The sequence below is a fragment of the Yoonia maritima genome (assembly GCF_043641945.1).
GTDB classification, from domain to species: Bacteria; Pseudomonadota; Alphaproteobacteria; order Rhodobacterales; family Rhodobacteraceae; genus Yoonia; species Yoonia maritima_B.
Map to the genome: position 1 here is coordinate 278,372 of NZ_JBHZRX010000001.1, position 14,690 is coordinate 293,061.

The 14,690-nt window shown below is 54.7% G+C and carries 15 protein-coding genes; 3 read left to right on the plus strand and 12 right to left on the minus strand.

Going from position 1 to position 14,690, the window contains the following annotated elements; translation table 11 throughout:
* Positions 1–35 precede the first annotated feature (35 nt).
* The 9 genes from ACHUEV_RS01505 to ACHUEV_RS01545 form a co-directional block, all read right to left on the minus strand.
* Complete coding sequence (locus tag ACHUEV_RS01505) at positions 36–488, minus strand: host attachment family protein (protein ID WP_394177298.1); 453 nt, start codon at positions 486–488, stop codon at positions 36–38.
* Between the two features lie 294 nt (positions 489–782).
* Complete coding sequence (locus ACHUEV_RS01510; protein WP_394177299.1) at positions 783–1,754, minus strand: hypothetical protein; 972 nt, start codon at positions 1,752–1,754, stop codon at positions 783–785.
* Between the two features lie 271 nt (positions 1,755–2,025).
* On the minus strand, positions 2,026–2,625 hold the full coding sequence (locus ACHUEV_RS01515; RefSeq protein WP_394177300.1) for a superoxide dismutase: 600 nt from the start codon (positions 2,623–2,625) through the stop codon (positions 2,026–2,028).
* A gap of 285 nt (positions 2,626–2,910) precedes the next feature.
* A complete protein-coding gene (locus ACHUEV_RS01520) occupies positions 2,911–3,711 on the minus strand; it encodes a CPBP family glutamic-type intramembrane protease (RefSeq protein WP_394177301.1) in 801 nt (266 codons plus the stop codon).
* 78 nt (positions 3,712–3,789) lie between these two features.
* The gene (locus ACHUEV_RS01525; RefSeq protein ID WP_394177302.1) at positions 3,790–4,356 is read right to left on the minus strand and encodes a sarcosine oxidase subunit gamma; all 567 of its coding nucleotides are present in this window, start codon (positions 4,354–4,356) and stop codon (positions 3,790–3,792) included.
* On the minus strand, positions 4,349–7,363 hold the full coding sequence (locus ACHUEV_RS01530) for a sarcosine oxidase subunit alpha family protein (protein WP_394177303.1): 3,015 nt from the start codon (positions 7,361–7,363) through the stop codon (positions 4,349–4,351). Before ACHUEV_RS01530 ends, ACHUEV_RS01525 begins: the two co-directional genes overlap by 8 nt.
* Complete coding sequence (locus ACHUEV_RS01535; protein ID WP_394177304.1) at positions 7,360–7,689, minus strand: sarcosine oxidase subunit delta; 330 nt, start codon at positions 7,687–7,689, stop codon at positions 7,360–7,362. Before ACHUEV_RS01535 ends, ACHUEV_RS01530 begins: the two co-directional genes overlap by 4 nt.
* 102 nt (positions 7,690–7,791) lie before the next feature.
* Positions 7,792–8,004 carry a hypothetical protein gene (locus ACHUEV_RS01540; protein WP_394177305.1) on the minus strand — a complete coding sequence of 71 codons (213 nt, stop codon included), beginning with the start codon at positions 8,002–8,004 and terminating at the stop codon, positions 7,792–7,794.
* Between the two features lie 187 nt (positions 8,005–8,191).
* Positions 8,192–9,436: a sarcosine oxidase subunit beta family protein gene (locus ACHUEV_RS01545; protein WP_394177306.1), complete on the minus strand. Its 1,245-nt coding sequence runs from the start codon at positions 9,434–9,436 to the stop codon at positions 8,192–8,194.
* Positions 9,437–9,640: 204 nt separating this feature from the next.
* Here ACHUEV_RS01545 and ccmI point away from each other — a divergent pair, with 204 nt between their 5' ends.
* The 3 genes from ccmI to ACHUEV_RS01560 are packed head-to-tail and all read left to right on the plus strand — an operon-like array spanning position 9,641 to position 11,555.
* Positions 9,641–10,837 carry a c-type cytochrome biogenesis protein CcmI gene (gene ccmI, locus ACHUEV_RS01550; RefSeq protein ID WP_394177307.1) on the plus strand — a complete coding sequence of 399 codons (1,197 nt, stop codon included), beginning with the start codon at positions 9,641–9,643 and terminating at the stop codon, positions 10,835–10,837.
* Positions 10,834–11,310 (plus strand): Holliday junction resolvase RuvX, encoded by a 477-nt coding sequence (gene ruvX / locus ACHUEV_RS01555; RefSeq protein ID WP_394177309.1) that lies wholly within the window; start codon positions 10,834–10,836, stop codon positions 11,308–11,310. The genes ccmI and ruvX overlap by 4 nt, the downstream gene beginning before the upstream one ends.
* The gene (locus tag ACHUEV_RS01560; protein ID WP_394177311.1) at positions 11,307–11,555 is read left to right on the plus strand and encodes a DUF1289 domain-containing protein; all 249 of its coding nucleotides are present in this window, start codon (positions 11,307–11,309) and stop codon (positions 11,553–11,555) included. Before ruvX ends, ACHUEV_RS01560 begins: the two co-directional genes overlap by 4 nt.
* 5 nt (positions 11,556–11,560) lie before the next feature.
* Here ACHUEV_RS01560 and ACHUEV_RS01565 read toward each other — a convergent pair whose 3' ends face one another.
* The 3 genes from ACHUEV_RS01565 to ACHUEV_RS01575 form a co-directional block, all read right to left on the minus strand.
* Complete coding sequence (locus ACHUEV_RS01565; protein ID WP_394177312.1) at positions 11,561–12,634, minus strand: ABC transporter ATP-binding protein; 1,074 nt, start codon at positions 12,632–12,634, stop codon at positions 11,561–11,563.
* Between the two features lie 72 nt (positions 12,635–12,706).
* A complete protein-coding gene (locus tag ACHUEV_RS01570; protein ID WP_394177313.1) occupies positions 12,707–13,825 on the minus strand; it encodes a hypothetical protein in 1,119 nt (372 codons plus the stop codon).
* On the minus strand, positions 13,825–14,604 hold the full coding sequence (locus tag ACHUEV_RS01575) for an SDR family oxidoreductase (RefSeq protein ID WP_394177314.1): 780 nt from the start codon (positions 14,602–14,604) through the stop codon (positions 13,825–13,827). Before ACHUEV_RS01575 ends, ACHUEV_RS01570 begins: the two co-directional genes overlap by 1 nt.
* Between the last annotated feature and the right edge of the window lie 86 nt (positions 14,605–14,690).

Sequence of the window (14,690 nt, forward strand, 5' to 3'; positions counted from 1 at the left end):
GTGTCCCACGGGTCCAAGCCATTGTCCACACGTGATTAGGCCGCGATGTCGGACTTTACGATTTGTTCAATCTCGTTCAGCGGATGATTGGTGAGCGTCTTGGGGATTTCGGCAACCACCTTGTCCAATACTTCTTGGTGTAATTGGTCTCGCAGCTCGCCTAGGACATGAGGGGCAGCGACCAAGACGATCCGATCGAAGTCGCCGTGGTGCGCATAGCCATATAGCAATTCAGCCAAATCTGCAGCAAAACGATCCTTCGCCAGCTCATGCCAATCGGTTTCTTCCAAAGCAGATTTCTGCCCGTGGCCACCATCGCTAACCCGCCCCGGCCGGCTCTCTGATTGTGCGATAGCGGCGGGGTTATCTTGCTGTTTCTTGCGAACGACTTGTAGAAACGGATCTTCGCCGTCGGTCTTATTGGCCAAGAACAAGGCCTTCTCACCGTCGGCAACCAGCACCCATGTCCCTTTGCGTAGCTTTGTCATTGATCCTATCCTCCGTTTGAAATGGTTTGTTAATCTTTATGCAGCGTTGGCTGATATCTTTGGCATGCGTCGGGCGTCTTGATGATGTGCCTTTTCGCAGCGGCCTATGCTGCTAAACGTTTACGCCCGAGCGGCACGAAAGCATTGACCCACATCAATTCGCCCTTTGGTATGAGACCAACCTATGGGGTTCCCGCGCGAGCCCATCAGCCTAACAACAGCCGACGGGCGAATAGGTTTCATCGTTTGTGTTCAAGCGCGGTGGTAAGTGAATGCCCACAAAGTTCGGCTCTGTTATTTTGGATGCTTCGGCATCCGAGAGCGAAGCAATTCACCGATATCATCTGAGCGTGCCTGTTGGGCCTGAACCGCAACCTCGCGGCGCGATACACTTTGTTCAGCGCGGCTTGCATAGCTAAGGGCCGCTCCTGCACATTGCAGACAAAACAGCCAGATCGATACTAGAATGGCAGTGGCCACCATGAATGCGTGAAGCATCGTGAAAGACACATCCTTATCGCCAAAGACGAAAAGAACAATATCGCCCAGTTCATTCGTCAAAACATTCGTCAGGCCTAGGTATTCAAAGGCATCGCCCGCGACCGGAATAATCACAGCAGAGATAGCAGTGATCATCAGCAACAAAGCCATCATCATGACGAAGTTAGCCCCGAACCCATCAACCGATGAATACGAAACGCCATTGGGGCTACGCCCTGCCGCAAAATTCGCGAGCGCTGGAAGTATAGCAGCGCGCAACGCCATCACGGCAACGGCGCTTAGAAACGAAAGTACCGTCATCGCACCAAAGGCCAGTTCCCTTGATAGGGTCGCGATCGGGTCAACCGCTGGATCAACCTGCAATGCTGCCAACAAGCCCACTTCGCTTCGTAGCAAAATCAAGGACCCCGCAAACAGGATTGATGTAAATATGAATGCGACGATTGCCTCGAGTAACCCATAGCCTGTCGCACCGATAAGCAGCCTCTTTTGCGAGGGGTCCGTTCTAAAACCGAGTACCCGCAAACCTATCCTGATCCCAATAAGGTAAGGGTGCATCGAAATAATATAGACGATCGCCGTCATCACGAACGGAATAACGATCATCGCGAAAATCGTTACAATCAGATTGCTACCAATGAGCATCAGACTGCCAAAGACAGAGAACGTCGTAATCACGAGATAGAATACGATCCATAGCGGCAAAACGAGCAAAAAGCGCCAAAAGATGGACAATGAAAGCGGAAAGCTACGCAATAGGATCAAACTGGTTTCCTTTCAAAAGATCGGTTTTCTCACGGCAGACCACGACCAACGCTGCGAAAGCATTCGCAGTGATCTTCTTGCCGAATGTCAGGCGATGCGTTTTCCTGCTGAATGCGGGAACGCGTGGCTAGATGCGCATGATTTGCGCGAAAATAGTTTTAGTTATTAATAGTCTAGCTAAATATATGTGTGTATGCGCTTGGCAATTTTCAAGACAAAGGCCCGCCACGCGATGCGTGACGGGCCTTCAAATCAGCTTTTCAGGATAGTGTTACAGGCGGCCTGCAACGTTTTCCCAGTTGACCAAGTTATCTAGGAAGTTGGTCAGGTAGACAGGACGCTTGTTACGGAAGTCGATGTAGTATGAGTGCTCCCACACATCACAACCAAGCAGCGCAGTCTGACCAAAGCAAAGTGGGTTCACGCCGTTTTCTGTTTTGGTCACTTTCAGGCTGCCGTCGGTGTCTTTTACCAACCAAGCCCAGCCAGAACCAAACTGACCAGCGCCAGCAGCAGAGAACTGCTTTTTGAATTCGTCTACAGAGCCAAAGCTCTCGTTCAGCGCTTTTTCAAGCTCACCTGGGATCGCTGTGTCGTTCGGGCTCATCATTTCCCAGAACTGGTTGTGGTTCCAAAGCTGTGAAATGTTGTTGAAGATACCGTTTTGCGCCACAGCCGTTGGGTTGTAGGTGCCTTTGATGATCTCTTCGAGAGACTTGCCTTCCCATTCGGTGCCAGCAATCGCAGCGTTACCGTTGGTGACATAGGCGTTGTGGTGCAGATCGTGGTGATACTCGAGCGTTTCAGCTGACATGCCTTTGGCAGCAAGCGCATCGTGAGCATATGGAAGATCAGGGAGTGTAAATGCCATTGTCTTAACTTTCTGTGTTGAGGACAGGATACAATGATACATGTCACATGGCGGCGCAACGTCAAGGGCTAGTACGCGTAGGGATACCAAATCCACATACCGCTGTTCAAAGGTGCACATAAACTGCACTGCCCCGCATCTTCGCCCGCTCAGTCCAACGTATCGTGAATGCCCTTGATTATATACACCAAGAGCGAAATATTGATCTGCTATTTTGCGTTCACGACAGGGGCATACCCGCGAATCCAGCTGCGGATGACGCCAAATCTGGTCGCTAAAAATTTCTCAATGTGTCGGCGCAACGACTGGCTGCGTCAACCATTTACGCGCGGTTAAAATCGCGAAAATCGCCAGCACTGCAAGCACTATCAGCCCCTCTGGCCGAGGCGCAAACACTAGACTATCTGCCTCGCTGATCACCGTGCCACCTATCAATGGCCACGCTAGGATGTTCGCAATGCCATGCGCGATTGCGGCCGGCCAGAAACTACTGCTGGCCGCGCGCAGCGCCGCGTAGATCGTCGTCATGCACAGCATCGCCAGAACATTAAGCGGAACAAAAATGTGGAGCGGCACATGCATATATTCGTCCTGCGCCGAAATATAGCCGATGTGCCAAAGGCCCCAAACGACTGTCGTAATCAGTATACGCAGCAAGGGACCAACGCCAAGCGCAGCAAGACGCGGATCGAGATATCCGCGCCAGCCAATCTCTTCGCATATTGCGTAAAACAATATTCCAAGGCTTGCCGCAGTGAACACAACCTGCATCTCACTCCACGCGTTTGGCAGGACAGTTACTTGCCCCGCCAAGGAACCAAGAGCAATCGCAGCAACCATCGCCAGTGGAAAGATTACAGCAGCGATCAAATAGGGCATCACCCCGCCACGCGGCACAAAACCTGCATCACCCCAACCGTCGCCAGCAAACGTGCGCAAACCAAGGGCGATGACAACCGGGGACAAAATGAAGATCAGCCCACCTAGGCCATCCCAGTTATGAAAGTTTGCACCGCCAAAGTTGCCTACTGCCAGAACCAGCAAGATATATAGGATCAGATTTCGCCAAGCGTGCCGGTGTGCCATCTGTGTCTCCACCTCTTCATGAAGACACAGTAACGCAGAGTTATATTTGCGCAAAGAATGCCTTGCGCAAGCTCTAGCCTAGCTAAAATATCGGACGGGCCCCGCTTTGGCCGATGCCTCGAGCAAACCAAATGCGTATTCGGCAACAGAGCGAAAACAGATCACCTCGAACGTATCATCGTCTCGCATCCAAAAGGCAGCCGCGACCTGCCCCAAATGCGTACGGCGGAAATCTCCGGGGGCAAAGCTATCAGGATGCAAATCGACTGGTGCGAGCTTTGCGATCACATCGCGCGCATATGCCCCTTCGACAAGGATCAGCGCTCGTGCGTCGGACACGTTTTCTGCCAGATGGTGTTTCTTTTTCAGGTTCTTTTCAATCAATTCCAATGCAGCGTCGACCTCGGCATATGGTACGAGGATCAGCATTTCATCCGGCGACATCCAGCACAGCCCTTTGTCGTCAACGCAATTCGCCTGACCGGGCATTGGGAAATCCGCGCCGGAAAGTCCGGTGCAAACGGACTTTAGTTTGCTATCGGACAGATCGCCGCGCAGCGTGATCATGCCACGCAGGCCTGCCTCCCGGATTGTGACTTCTCCTGGGGCAACTTTGCCATTCAATGCGCTGACTGCATTAGACATTCTGCTTTTCCCCTTCTTTATCGTAGAACACCGGATCGACGATTTTTGCGGCTATGGTTGTGCCGTCAACCTTGTTGAATTCAATCACCTCGCCCATGCGATCGGGGCCGTTATGGACAAGCCCCATAGCGATCCCCTTATCTAGGGTTGGTGAATAATAGGTCGATGTTACGCGGCCTTGTGTATTGCGTTGGCCGTTTTCGTTGTCGCCTTCGGCAATCGCATAAGCGCCATCAGGCAAGACAGACCCATCGACAGTTTCCAAGCCTACTAGTTTCCACCGATTTGGATCAGCCATATGGCTGCGTGTGTGTGCACGCTTGCCAATGTAGTCTTCTTTCTTTTTGGATAGCGCCCAGTTCAGGTTCAAATCCTGCGGGATCACAGTCCCGTCAGTCTCATCCCCGATCATGATAAAGCCCTTTTCAGCGCGCATGATGTGCAGCGCCTCGGTGCCGTAAGGCATCACGCCGAACTCTTCTCCGGCCTCAAGCAGTGCGTCCCAGAACGCCGCACCCTGCCCGGCAGGCACAGCGACCTCGTAAGATAATTCACCCGAGAAACTGATCCGGAAAACGCGCGCGTCAAATGCGCCGATTTTTCCGGCCTTCCACTGCATGAATGGCAGCGCCTCAGCCGACAGATCCATATCGCCACCCAGTTTACGCAAGAGCTTGCGCGCCTTGGGACCGACGACCGCGATCTGTGCGTATTGTTCGGTCACATTGGCCACATGGACCTGCATGTCCCACCATTCGCACTGCAGCCAGTCTTCCATATGGGCGTGAATGCGCTCAGCGCCGCCGGTCGTCGTGTGACATAGCCATGTGTTGTCATCCATCCGAACAACGACACCGTCATCCATCAAGAACCCGTTTTCAGAACACATCAGACCATACCGGCATTTACCGACAGGCAACGTGGACATCATGTTCGTGTACATCAGATCAAGGAATTTACCCGCATCTGGGCCTTTGACGATCAGCTTACCCAGCGTTGTTGCATCCAATAACCCGACGTTTTCACGGGCATTACGGACCTCACGGTTCACGGCGTCATGCACCGCTTCATCGCCACGCAGATAGGTATAGGGCCTGCGCCATTGGCCGACGGGTTCATTATCTGCGCCGTTTGCATTGGCCCAGTCAGAAACAGGGGTTTTCCGGATTGGCTGAAACAGCTCGTCGCGCGCAGCACCTGTAATCGCCCCCATAGAGATCGGCGTGTAAGGTGGACGGAACGTCGTCGTCCCCACATTGGGGATATCCGCATTCAACGACTTTGACAGGATCGCCAGACCGTTGATGTTGCTTAGCTTGCCCTGATCCGTCGCCATGCCCAGCGTGGTATAACGCTTTGCATGCTCGACGCTTTCAAAACCTTCTTGGGCAGCAAGCTGCACATCAGAAACCTTAACGTCGTTCTGGAAATCCAACCACGCCTTAGATCGTAGCGCGTGTTTAGCACCCTGCGGCATCAGCCAAACCGCGGAAATCGGACCTTCCTCGATGTCCTCGCCCATCGGGGCCTGACCACCGCGCTTTGCGTGACCTGCCGCCTTGGCCGCCGCGCGACCAGCGGCCCAGCCATCGGCAACCGCCTCGGCCGTGAATAGGTGGCCGTTCGCGATACCGGCAGTGTTCACAAATGGCTGCCCATCAGCACCTGTTGGCGGCTTTTCATGGTCGGGGCGGAACATCACCTGATCTGCATCCCACACGAGTTTACCGCCGCAATGTGACCACAGGTGCACGACGGGCGACCAACCACCAGACATCGCAACGCAATCACATTCAATTTCTTCAAGGATCGCGCCTTCACCAGCTTGTGCACAAAGACCAACCGATTTCACGCGCTTGCCGCCTTTGACTTTGGCAATGCCTTTGCCAAGCTCAACGCGGATACCTAGGTTGCGCGCCTCATCAATCAACGGGCCTTCCGCCTCAGCGCGGGCGTCGATGATCGCTGGGATATCTAGCCCCGCTCGCTTCAGTACAATCGCCGTACGGTAGGCGTCGTCGTTATTTGTCACAACGACGGTACGGTCGCCTAGTGACACGCCATAGTTCACAACATAGTCGCGCACGGCAGCAGCCAAGGTCACGCCGGGAATGTCATTACCCGCGAACGATAGTGGACGTTCAATCGCGCCAGTTGCTGTCACGATTTGCTTGGCGCGAATGCGCCACAAACGGTGGCGTGGACCTTCGACCTCTGGCGTGTGATCTGTAAGACGTTCATAGGCCAAGGCATAGCCATGATCATATACACCCGCCCCCATGCAGCGCAAACGTAAGTCAACATTTGACATATTTTCAAGGGTTTGAATGGCGTTATTAATCCACTCCTCTGCAGGTAAATCGTCGATCTTTGGCGTATCAACTACCGCACGGCCGCCCCAATATGCACCCTGTTCAACCAACAGAACACGAGCGCCACGCTCGCCCGCAGCAAGCGCCGCAGCAAGCCCAGCGATACCACCGCCAACGACCAATACATCGATATGCGCATGGAAATGTTCATAGGTGCTGCTATCGCGATCCTTAGGGGCTTTGCCCAAACCAGCGGACTGGCGGATGATCGGTTCATAGACATGTTTCCAAAATGCACGCGGATACATGAACATTTTGTAGTAAAACCCAGCCGGCAAAAACCGAGAGAAAGCAGTGTTGATCGCGCCGACGTCAAACTCAAGACTTGGCCAGTGGTTTTGTGAGGTCGCGGTTAGGCCGTCGAACAGCTCTGTCGTGGTGACGCGCTGGTTCGGTTCAAACTGCCCGCCTTCACCAAGGTTCACCAAGGCGTTTGGTTCTTCGGCACCAGAGGCCACAACGCCACGCGGACGGTGGTATTTAAACGAACGGCCCATCAGCATCTGGTCATTCGCCAGCAGTGCAGAGGCAAGCGTATCGCCCTCAAATCCGCGCAAGTGCTTTCCATTAAAGGTAAACGATACGGCTTTGTTATTATTAATCAAACGGCCCATTCCGGCCAGACGGGTGCTCATCTAAAAATCCCCCATGACCAGCCGGGTCGCGTCCCAGAGATCTTGTCTTTGATGTCTTGTGGTGGCTCTAGGGTTTGGGCCGGATAGGTTCCGAACACCTCTAGCGTTGATGTGCAGCGTGCTGCGTGAAACCACTTGCCGCAGCCATAGACATGACGCCAACGTTCGAAATGGACGCCCTTTGGGTTCTCGCGCATGAACAGGTAATCTTCGAATGCCTCGTCCGACGATCCCGGCCCTTCACGTTTCAGGTGCGCTTGGCCGCCTGCGTGTAGATCAGTTTCATCGGCATCAACGCCGCAATAGGGACAATGCAAGATCAGCATAGCGAAGCCTCGGTATTTAGGGTCGGACGCAGAACCCACGAGCAAAAGGCGAACGCATCGCTGCGCCCGCCTTTCACGACTTGGGAAGAAGTATGAGAGTAGTTAAAAGGTGCCTGCTCCTGAAGAGACAGGCGTGCCGTCAAGCGTAGACACAGTGATGGGGTAGATCGGCGCAGGACCGTGGGGAGCGGCCTGAGCAGAGGCTTGGCCCATCGCAAAAATGACGGCAAGCATCGCAGCAAATGCGACACCAACCCCGAAGAAGAATGAGAACCCACCCCGGTTACGTTGAGGCTTTTTCGTGAAATCAAGCATGTCGCATCTCCTTGCTGTGATGCGTTCACTTTGCCGATCCCTGACAGCAATGGAAGATAAGCGAAATTCCCCGCAAGGATTTGGCTATTCACAGCCGAATACGCAACCTCAGGTAGGCCAAAACCCGCCGCGTGGTTTTTGAATGCCATACGAATGCCGTGTTTGGAATTAGCCAGAACATGTTGCATTAGTGCGCAACCCCGGCTGCAACACTTTCATCAATGAACTTGCCTTCGCGGAAGCGGAACATGCTGAATTCGTCGGTGAGCGGAGATTGCCCTTTGGCCATCAGCTCGGCCATGGCCCATCCTGAACCGGGGATTGCTTTGAACCCGCCCGTACCCCAACCGCAGTTCACGAAGATGCCGTCGACCGGGGTTTTGGATAGGATCGGCGAACGGTCACCCGTAACATCCACTATCCCACCCCACTGGCGCAGCATCTTAAGCCGCGAGATCATTGGGAACGTCTCGACCAAAGCGCGCACGGTTTCTTCGATATGGTGGAACGACCCGCGCTGGGTGTAGTTGTTATAACCGTCAGTACCGCCGCCAATGACCATCTCACCTTTGTCGGACTGGGACATATAGCCGTGGACGGTGTTCGCCATCACAACGACATCCATGCAGGGTTTGATCGGCTCTGACACCAGCGCCTGAAGCGCGACAGATTCGATCGGCAGTCTGAAACCGGCTTTTTGCGCAAGCACGCTGGCGTGTCCGGCGACAACCATACCCAGTTTATCGCAATCAATCGGTCCCTTGCTGGTATCGACACCAACAACTTTGCCGTTTTCTTGGCGAACGCCGGTTACTTCGCATTGCTGGATGACATCCATGCCCATGTCTGAACAGGCTCGTGCATATCCCCATGCAACAGCATCATGGCGGGCCGTGCCGCCCCGTTCCTGATAGAGGCCGCCCAGAACGGGGTAACGTGGGCCATCGATATTCATGATCGGGCATAGTTCTTTGACACGCTGGGGACCGATCCACTCGGTCTTAACGCCCTGCAACGCATTCGCCTGCGCTGTGCGCTGATAGCCACGAATTTCATGCTGGGTTTGCGCCAGCATGATCACACCACGCGGGCTGAACATGACATTATAGTTCAAGTCCTGCGACATCGTCTCATACAGGCTGCGCGCCTTTTCATAGATCGCAGCAGATGGGTCTTGAAGGTAGTTCGACCGAATAATCGTTGTATTCCGACCGGTATTCCCTCCACCAAGCCAGCCCTTTTCCAAGATTGCAACATTCGTGATGCCAAAGTTCTTACCAAGGTAATAGGCCGTCGCCAGACCGTGGCCGCCAGCCCCAACGATAATTACATCGTATTTCTTCTTGGGTTCACGCTTGGCCCAGGCCCGGTCCCAACCGGTGTGCTGGCGCATAGCTTCGCGGGCGATGGCAAAGGCGGAATAACGTTTCATGCGATCATCGATTCCCTAGTTTGGTCGGATCTTTGGCTTGCATCCTATCTGGACGCTTCGCGGTGCCAAGAGGATACTGTGTGCGGCGTCTGGCTGACATTTTACGACATAGGACATTTACACAAGAATGCCACGACGTCGCAGCCCCCTTTCCAGCACGGGACGCGACAGGTATGTCATCATGACTCTGAAGGGTGGATACGAATGTTATTTTGGCTAATTTGTGCGATTTTGACCTTGGGCGTGGCAGGTATATTGGCCGCGCCAATGATGCGTACGCCATCGGCAAATGTCGAAAATCCCGATGTCGCAGTTTACAAAGCGCAACTTAGCGAAATCGCCCGCGACCTTGAACGCGGTGTTTTACCTGCGGATGAGGCCGAGCGCGCCCGCGCCGAAGTCGCGCGCCGCTTGCTGGCCGCAAGCAAGGCCGAACCCCCGGCGTATAAGACGAACAAAACGAATCCACTTCTGACTTACGGCATCGTGGCATTGATGGGGTTGATGGCGTTTGGTGTGTACTGGAACCTTGGCGCGCCGGGCTATGACGATCTACCGCTAGATGCACGCCTTGCCGCAAGCAAGGAAATGCGGGCCAACCGGCCCTCGCAGGCAGAGCTAGAAGCCGGGGCACCAGTGGCTCCGCCCGTTGACGCCCCCCAAGAATACCTTGATGCCATTGCCAAACTGCGGGTCATCGCCCCTGCCCGCCCCGATGATCCAGAGGCATGGTCACGTCTTGCATTTCACGAGGCCGAGTTGCGCAACTTTGCCGCCGCCGCACGTGCCCAAGAACACCTGATCGGCATCCTTGCTGACGCTGCAACAACCGAAGACCAACAGCGCCTTGTCGACCTGCAGGTCGCAGCGGCCAATGGCCTGATCTCGCCCGAGGCGGAGAAAACGATCCGCCAGATTTTGGGTAAGGACGAACAGAACATCGCGGCGCGATACTATCTTGGTGCACTGTACAACCAAACAGACCGCCCCGATTTCGCATATCGACTATGGCGCGACATTGCTGAAAACGGCGACCCGCAGAATTTCCACGTCGCATCGGCACGATCACAAATCGAAGATGCGGCATTCCGCGCAGGCATCGACTATACGCTACCAGAAGTTCGCGGCCCATCAGCAGCCGATATTGAAAACGCCCAAGACATGTCACAAGCCGACCGTGACGCAATGATCGGCGGCATGGTCGCCGGCCTGTCCGAGCGTTTGGCAAACGAAGGCGGACCACCGTCAGATTGGGCGCGCCTGATCACGGCTTATGGTGTATTGGGCGACCAAGACGCTGCGCGCGGCATCTGGGTCGAGGCGCAAGAGGTCTTTGGCGCAAACGCGGCAGCGATGGAAGTGCTGCGCAATGCAGCCGAACAAGCAGGAATACTTGAATGATTTGCGAAACCCCACAAGAATTCGCCGCCGCTATCCCCGATTTCGGGGCCATCGCGGGGCTCGACTTGGGGACCGTCACGATTGGCGTCGCCGTGTCAGACCTGATGCGCGGCGTCGCCACCCCGCTTGAAACGATCAAGCGTAAAAAATTTGGCGTCGACGCGGCAAAACTACTTGAGATCACAACAGCACGCGAGATCAACGGGCTCGTACTAGGGCTTCCGATGAACATGGACGGGTCCGAAGGGCCACGCTGTCAGGCGACACGCGCATTTGCCCGCAACCTTGAACGGCTAACCGATTTGCCCATCACATTCTGGGATGAGCGCCTATCCACCGTAGCCGCCGAACGCGCCCTGCTAGAGGCTGACACATCACGCAAACGTCGCGGCGAAGTCATTGATCACGTGGCCGCAGGTTATATCTTGCAAGGTATGCTTGACCGACTTGGCCACCTAAGGACCGCATCGTGACCAAACCAGACAACACAGACCACATCTGGGCACGCGATGAAATCGAAAGCCCTTGCATCAAGATATGCGTCATTCACCCCGAAAGCAGACTGTGCACCGGATGCTTGCGCAGCATGGATGAGATCGGTGCATGGTCAAGCATGACAGATGATGCACGGCGCACAGTGATGAGCGAGCTACCGGATCGGGCGGGTAGAGTTACCAAGCGGCGCGGCGGACGCGCGGCAAGGATCAATCAGTCCTAACGAAATTAAGTCTGTGGAAACACAAAGCACCGATCGCGCCGGATCATCAGCCACAGTGGCGTTCCGGGTTTCGGCAAGAAAACCGACGGGACTGTCGCCTTCAAAATCGACCCATCATAATCCATCCGGAATTCAACTAAGCTTGACGCACCAACGAACCGCGCGCGTTCAACAACACCGCGTGCAGCAGTGCCATCTACAGATGTCGGATTGGGTCCGACACCCCCACGGTCAAAGTCGATTTTTAAATGCTGTGGGCGGATCACGATATCAACGACCGTGCCGTCCGGCACGCCGGGCGCAAGGAATTCGCCGAAGGGAGTATCGGTCAATGCCCCCTGAACTTCGCCTTTGATCACATTGATATCACTAAAAAAAGCTGCCGCCTTTAAATCTACAGGAGAGTTGTAGATGTTGTAAGGCGCACCTTGCTGCACGATCTGACCATCACGCATCAAGGCGATTTCATCCGCCATGCGCATCGCTTCTCCCGGCTCATGCGTGACCAGCAGGACTGCGGTGCCTTCGTCCTTGAGAACTTCCAAAGTTTCATCACGGATATCATCACGTAGACGATCATCGAGGCCCGAAAATGGCTCATCCATTAGCATGATCCGCGGTCGCGGGGCCAACGCGCGCGCAAGCGCAACACGTTGCTGTTCACCACCCGAAAGCTGGTGCGGATAGTCGTCGATATAGCGCGCCATCCCGACTTTGGACAAAAGCTCTTGAACGCGCTGCCCTGCTTCGCGTCCCTTTTTCAGACCGAAGGCGACGTTCTGACCAACCGTGAGGTGTGGGAACAGCGCGAAGTCTTGGAACATCAATCCAATCGAACGGCCTTCGGGCGGAACCCGATATACGGTGTCGCACACGAGCTGACCATCGACATGGATCGTGCCGCTGTCTTGCATTTCGACACCCGCGATGATGCGAAGCGTCGTTGATTTGCCGCAACCAGATGGCCCCAATAGGCAGGTCACCTGCCCCGGCATGACCGTAAGGCTCACATCATCCACAACCTGACGACCACCAAAACGTTTGACGATATTCTTAATCTCTAGACGGGGGACTGACATAAAGGGGGATTTATCCCTGACTGAAACATTTTGGTTTCCAGCACCTAGCAAGCAACGCGTGCCAGAGCAAGCTTAGCGCAAATCAAAATCAAGGCTTTGCAGTATACGCCCGTTCACTTGGCAATGGATGCGGTGTGCGCCCGGATACAACCGAAACGTGGTCGCATCGCCTTTGAACTTGTGCTTCTTGCTGATCGCAACGGCCTTACCGGCCTTGGCATTTAGCTGCTTGAGCTTAAACACCTTTGGTGCCGTCTTGCCGTTCGATTTCACAAAGTCGATCACATAATCAATGATTAACGGGGCATCCTCGGCTGCCGTGAGTTCCAGTGATATTTCGACGGTGTCATCAATCTGAACGTTCTCAGGCAGGATACCAAACGCGGTAACATTCATTGGCGCATCAGGTCGATACCCCAAATGCAGCATAGCATCTGGATCACCGGCCTTAATTAGCCCACGTAACGCATGTTTGCGCATCCAATCCAGCTCTGCCTCGGCCTGTCCGCCAGCATCTTGCCACGCAGCAAGCCGTTCGATGACAGCCCCACCGTCCTTTTTCGTGATGTCGTTCAGATGATTAGCAACTGACCGCGTCACAAACCGGGTTTGGTCTGAATATAACTGATCCAATAACGGCAAGGTTTGATCCTGCGTCAGCCCAATCCCCTTCCCCCATGGCAGCTTGGGCCGGGTGCCTTCGGACACTAAGCGCCGCACGTGGTAGCTATCGTGCCTTAACCAGTCCTGCATTCGCTCTAGAGTCGCACCCTCGTGGTTGTTCAAAAACGCGCGAATTGAGAATTCCATCGAAAATCGCTGGGTGAGCTGCTCTAGCAAGTCGAGGCTGAGACTGTGGTGAGCTGCAATCCCATACGTTTCAACGTACACACCCAATGGCGCGTAAATGAAATGCCCAAAGTCACCGTCAGTTTTCGTTGGGTCCAATGCGGGCGGCAATGCCGAAATAATCGCATCAGCCGCAGCCTCAAAATCATTGGGAAGATATCCTGCCAGAACGTCGGCAATGAGGTTGATCCGCTCTTTTAGCTCAAGCGGCCCCATCTGCGCCAACACATCGGCCACAAAGGGGGCGGCATCAAAGACGCCCGCCTTTTGAAAGTGATCGCCTAACAGTCCAACAGTGTCCGCATTGAACAGCTGGTCTTTTAGGCTGAACCCCTGTGCCATCAGATCGTCGCGTTAATCGCGCCGCCATCAACAACAAGGTTCTGACCCACAATAAAGCCAGAATGCTGCGAACACAGGAACGCACAGGCTGCGCCGAATTCTGCAGCAGTGCCATAACGGCGGGCTGGGATCGTTGCTTCGCGCTGCGCCTTGGCAGATGCCATGTCGATGCCTTGCGCCTTAGCCACGCCTGAGTCGAGGCTGGCGGCACGATCCGTGGCGTGAATGCCGGGTAACAAGTTGTTGATATTCACACCATGTTGCGCGACCTGACGCGATGTACCTGCGACATAACCGGTCAAACCGGCACGGGCCGAATTTGAAAGACCCAATTGTGGGATTGGTGCTTTGACGGATCCAGATGTGATGTTCACAACACGTCCCCAGCCACGATTAATCATGCCGGGCATCAGCGCTTTCATCAGGGCAATCGGCGCAAGCATATTCGCGTCCAATGCCGCAATGAAATCATCGCGATCCCAGTCAGACCACACGCCCGGAGGCGGACCACCAGCGTTATTTACCAAAATATCGACTTCACCTGCGGCAGCGAGCAATGCAGAACGCCCCTCTTCGGTGGAAACATCGGCAGCGACAGTCGTGACGGAGACGCCGTATTTGCTGCGGATATCAGCCGCTGTCGCCTCAAGCGCTTCTGCGCCGCGTGCGTTCAGTACCAGATCAACGCCTGCTTCTGCGAGCGCCTCGGCACAGCCGCGCCCCAGTCCTTTTGACGAAGCGCAGACAAGCGCGCGTTTACCTTTGATGCCAAGATCCATGTGTTCCCTCCGAGTAAGATATCCTAACGTACTACCACCGCTCCCCAATAGGGTCTATTCCATTCGCGCCCCACAGGGTGTAGCTA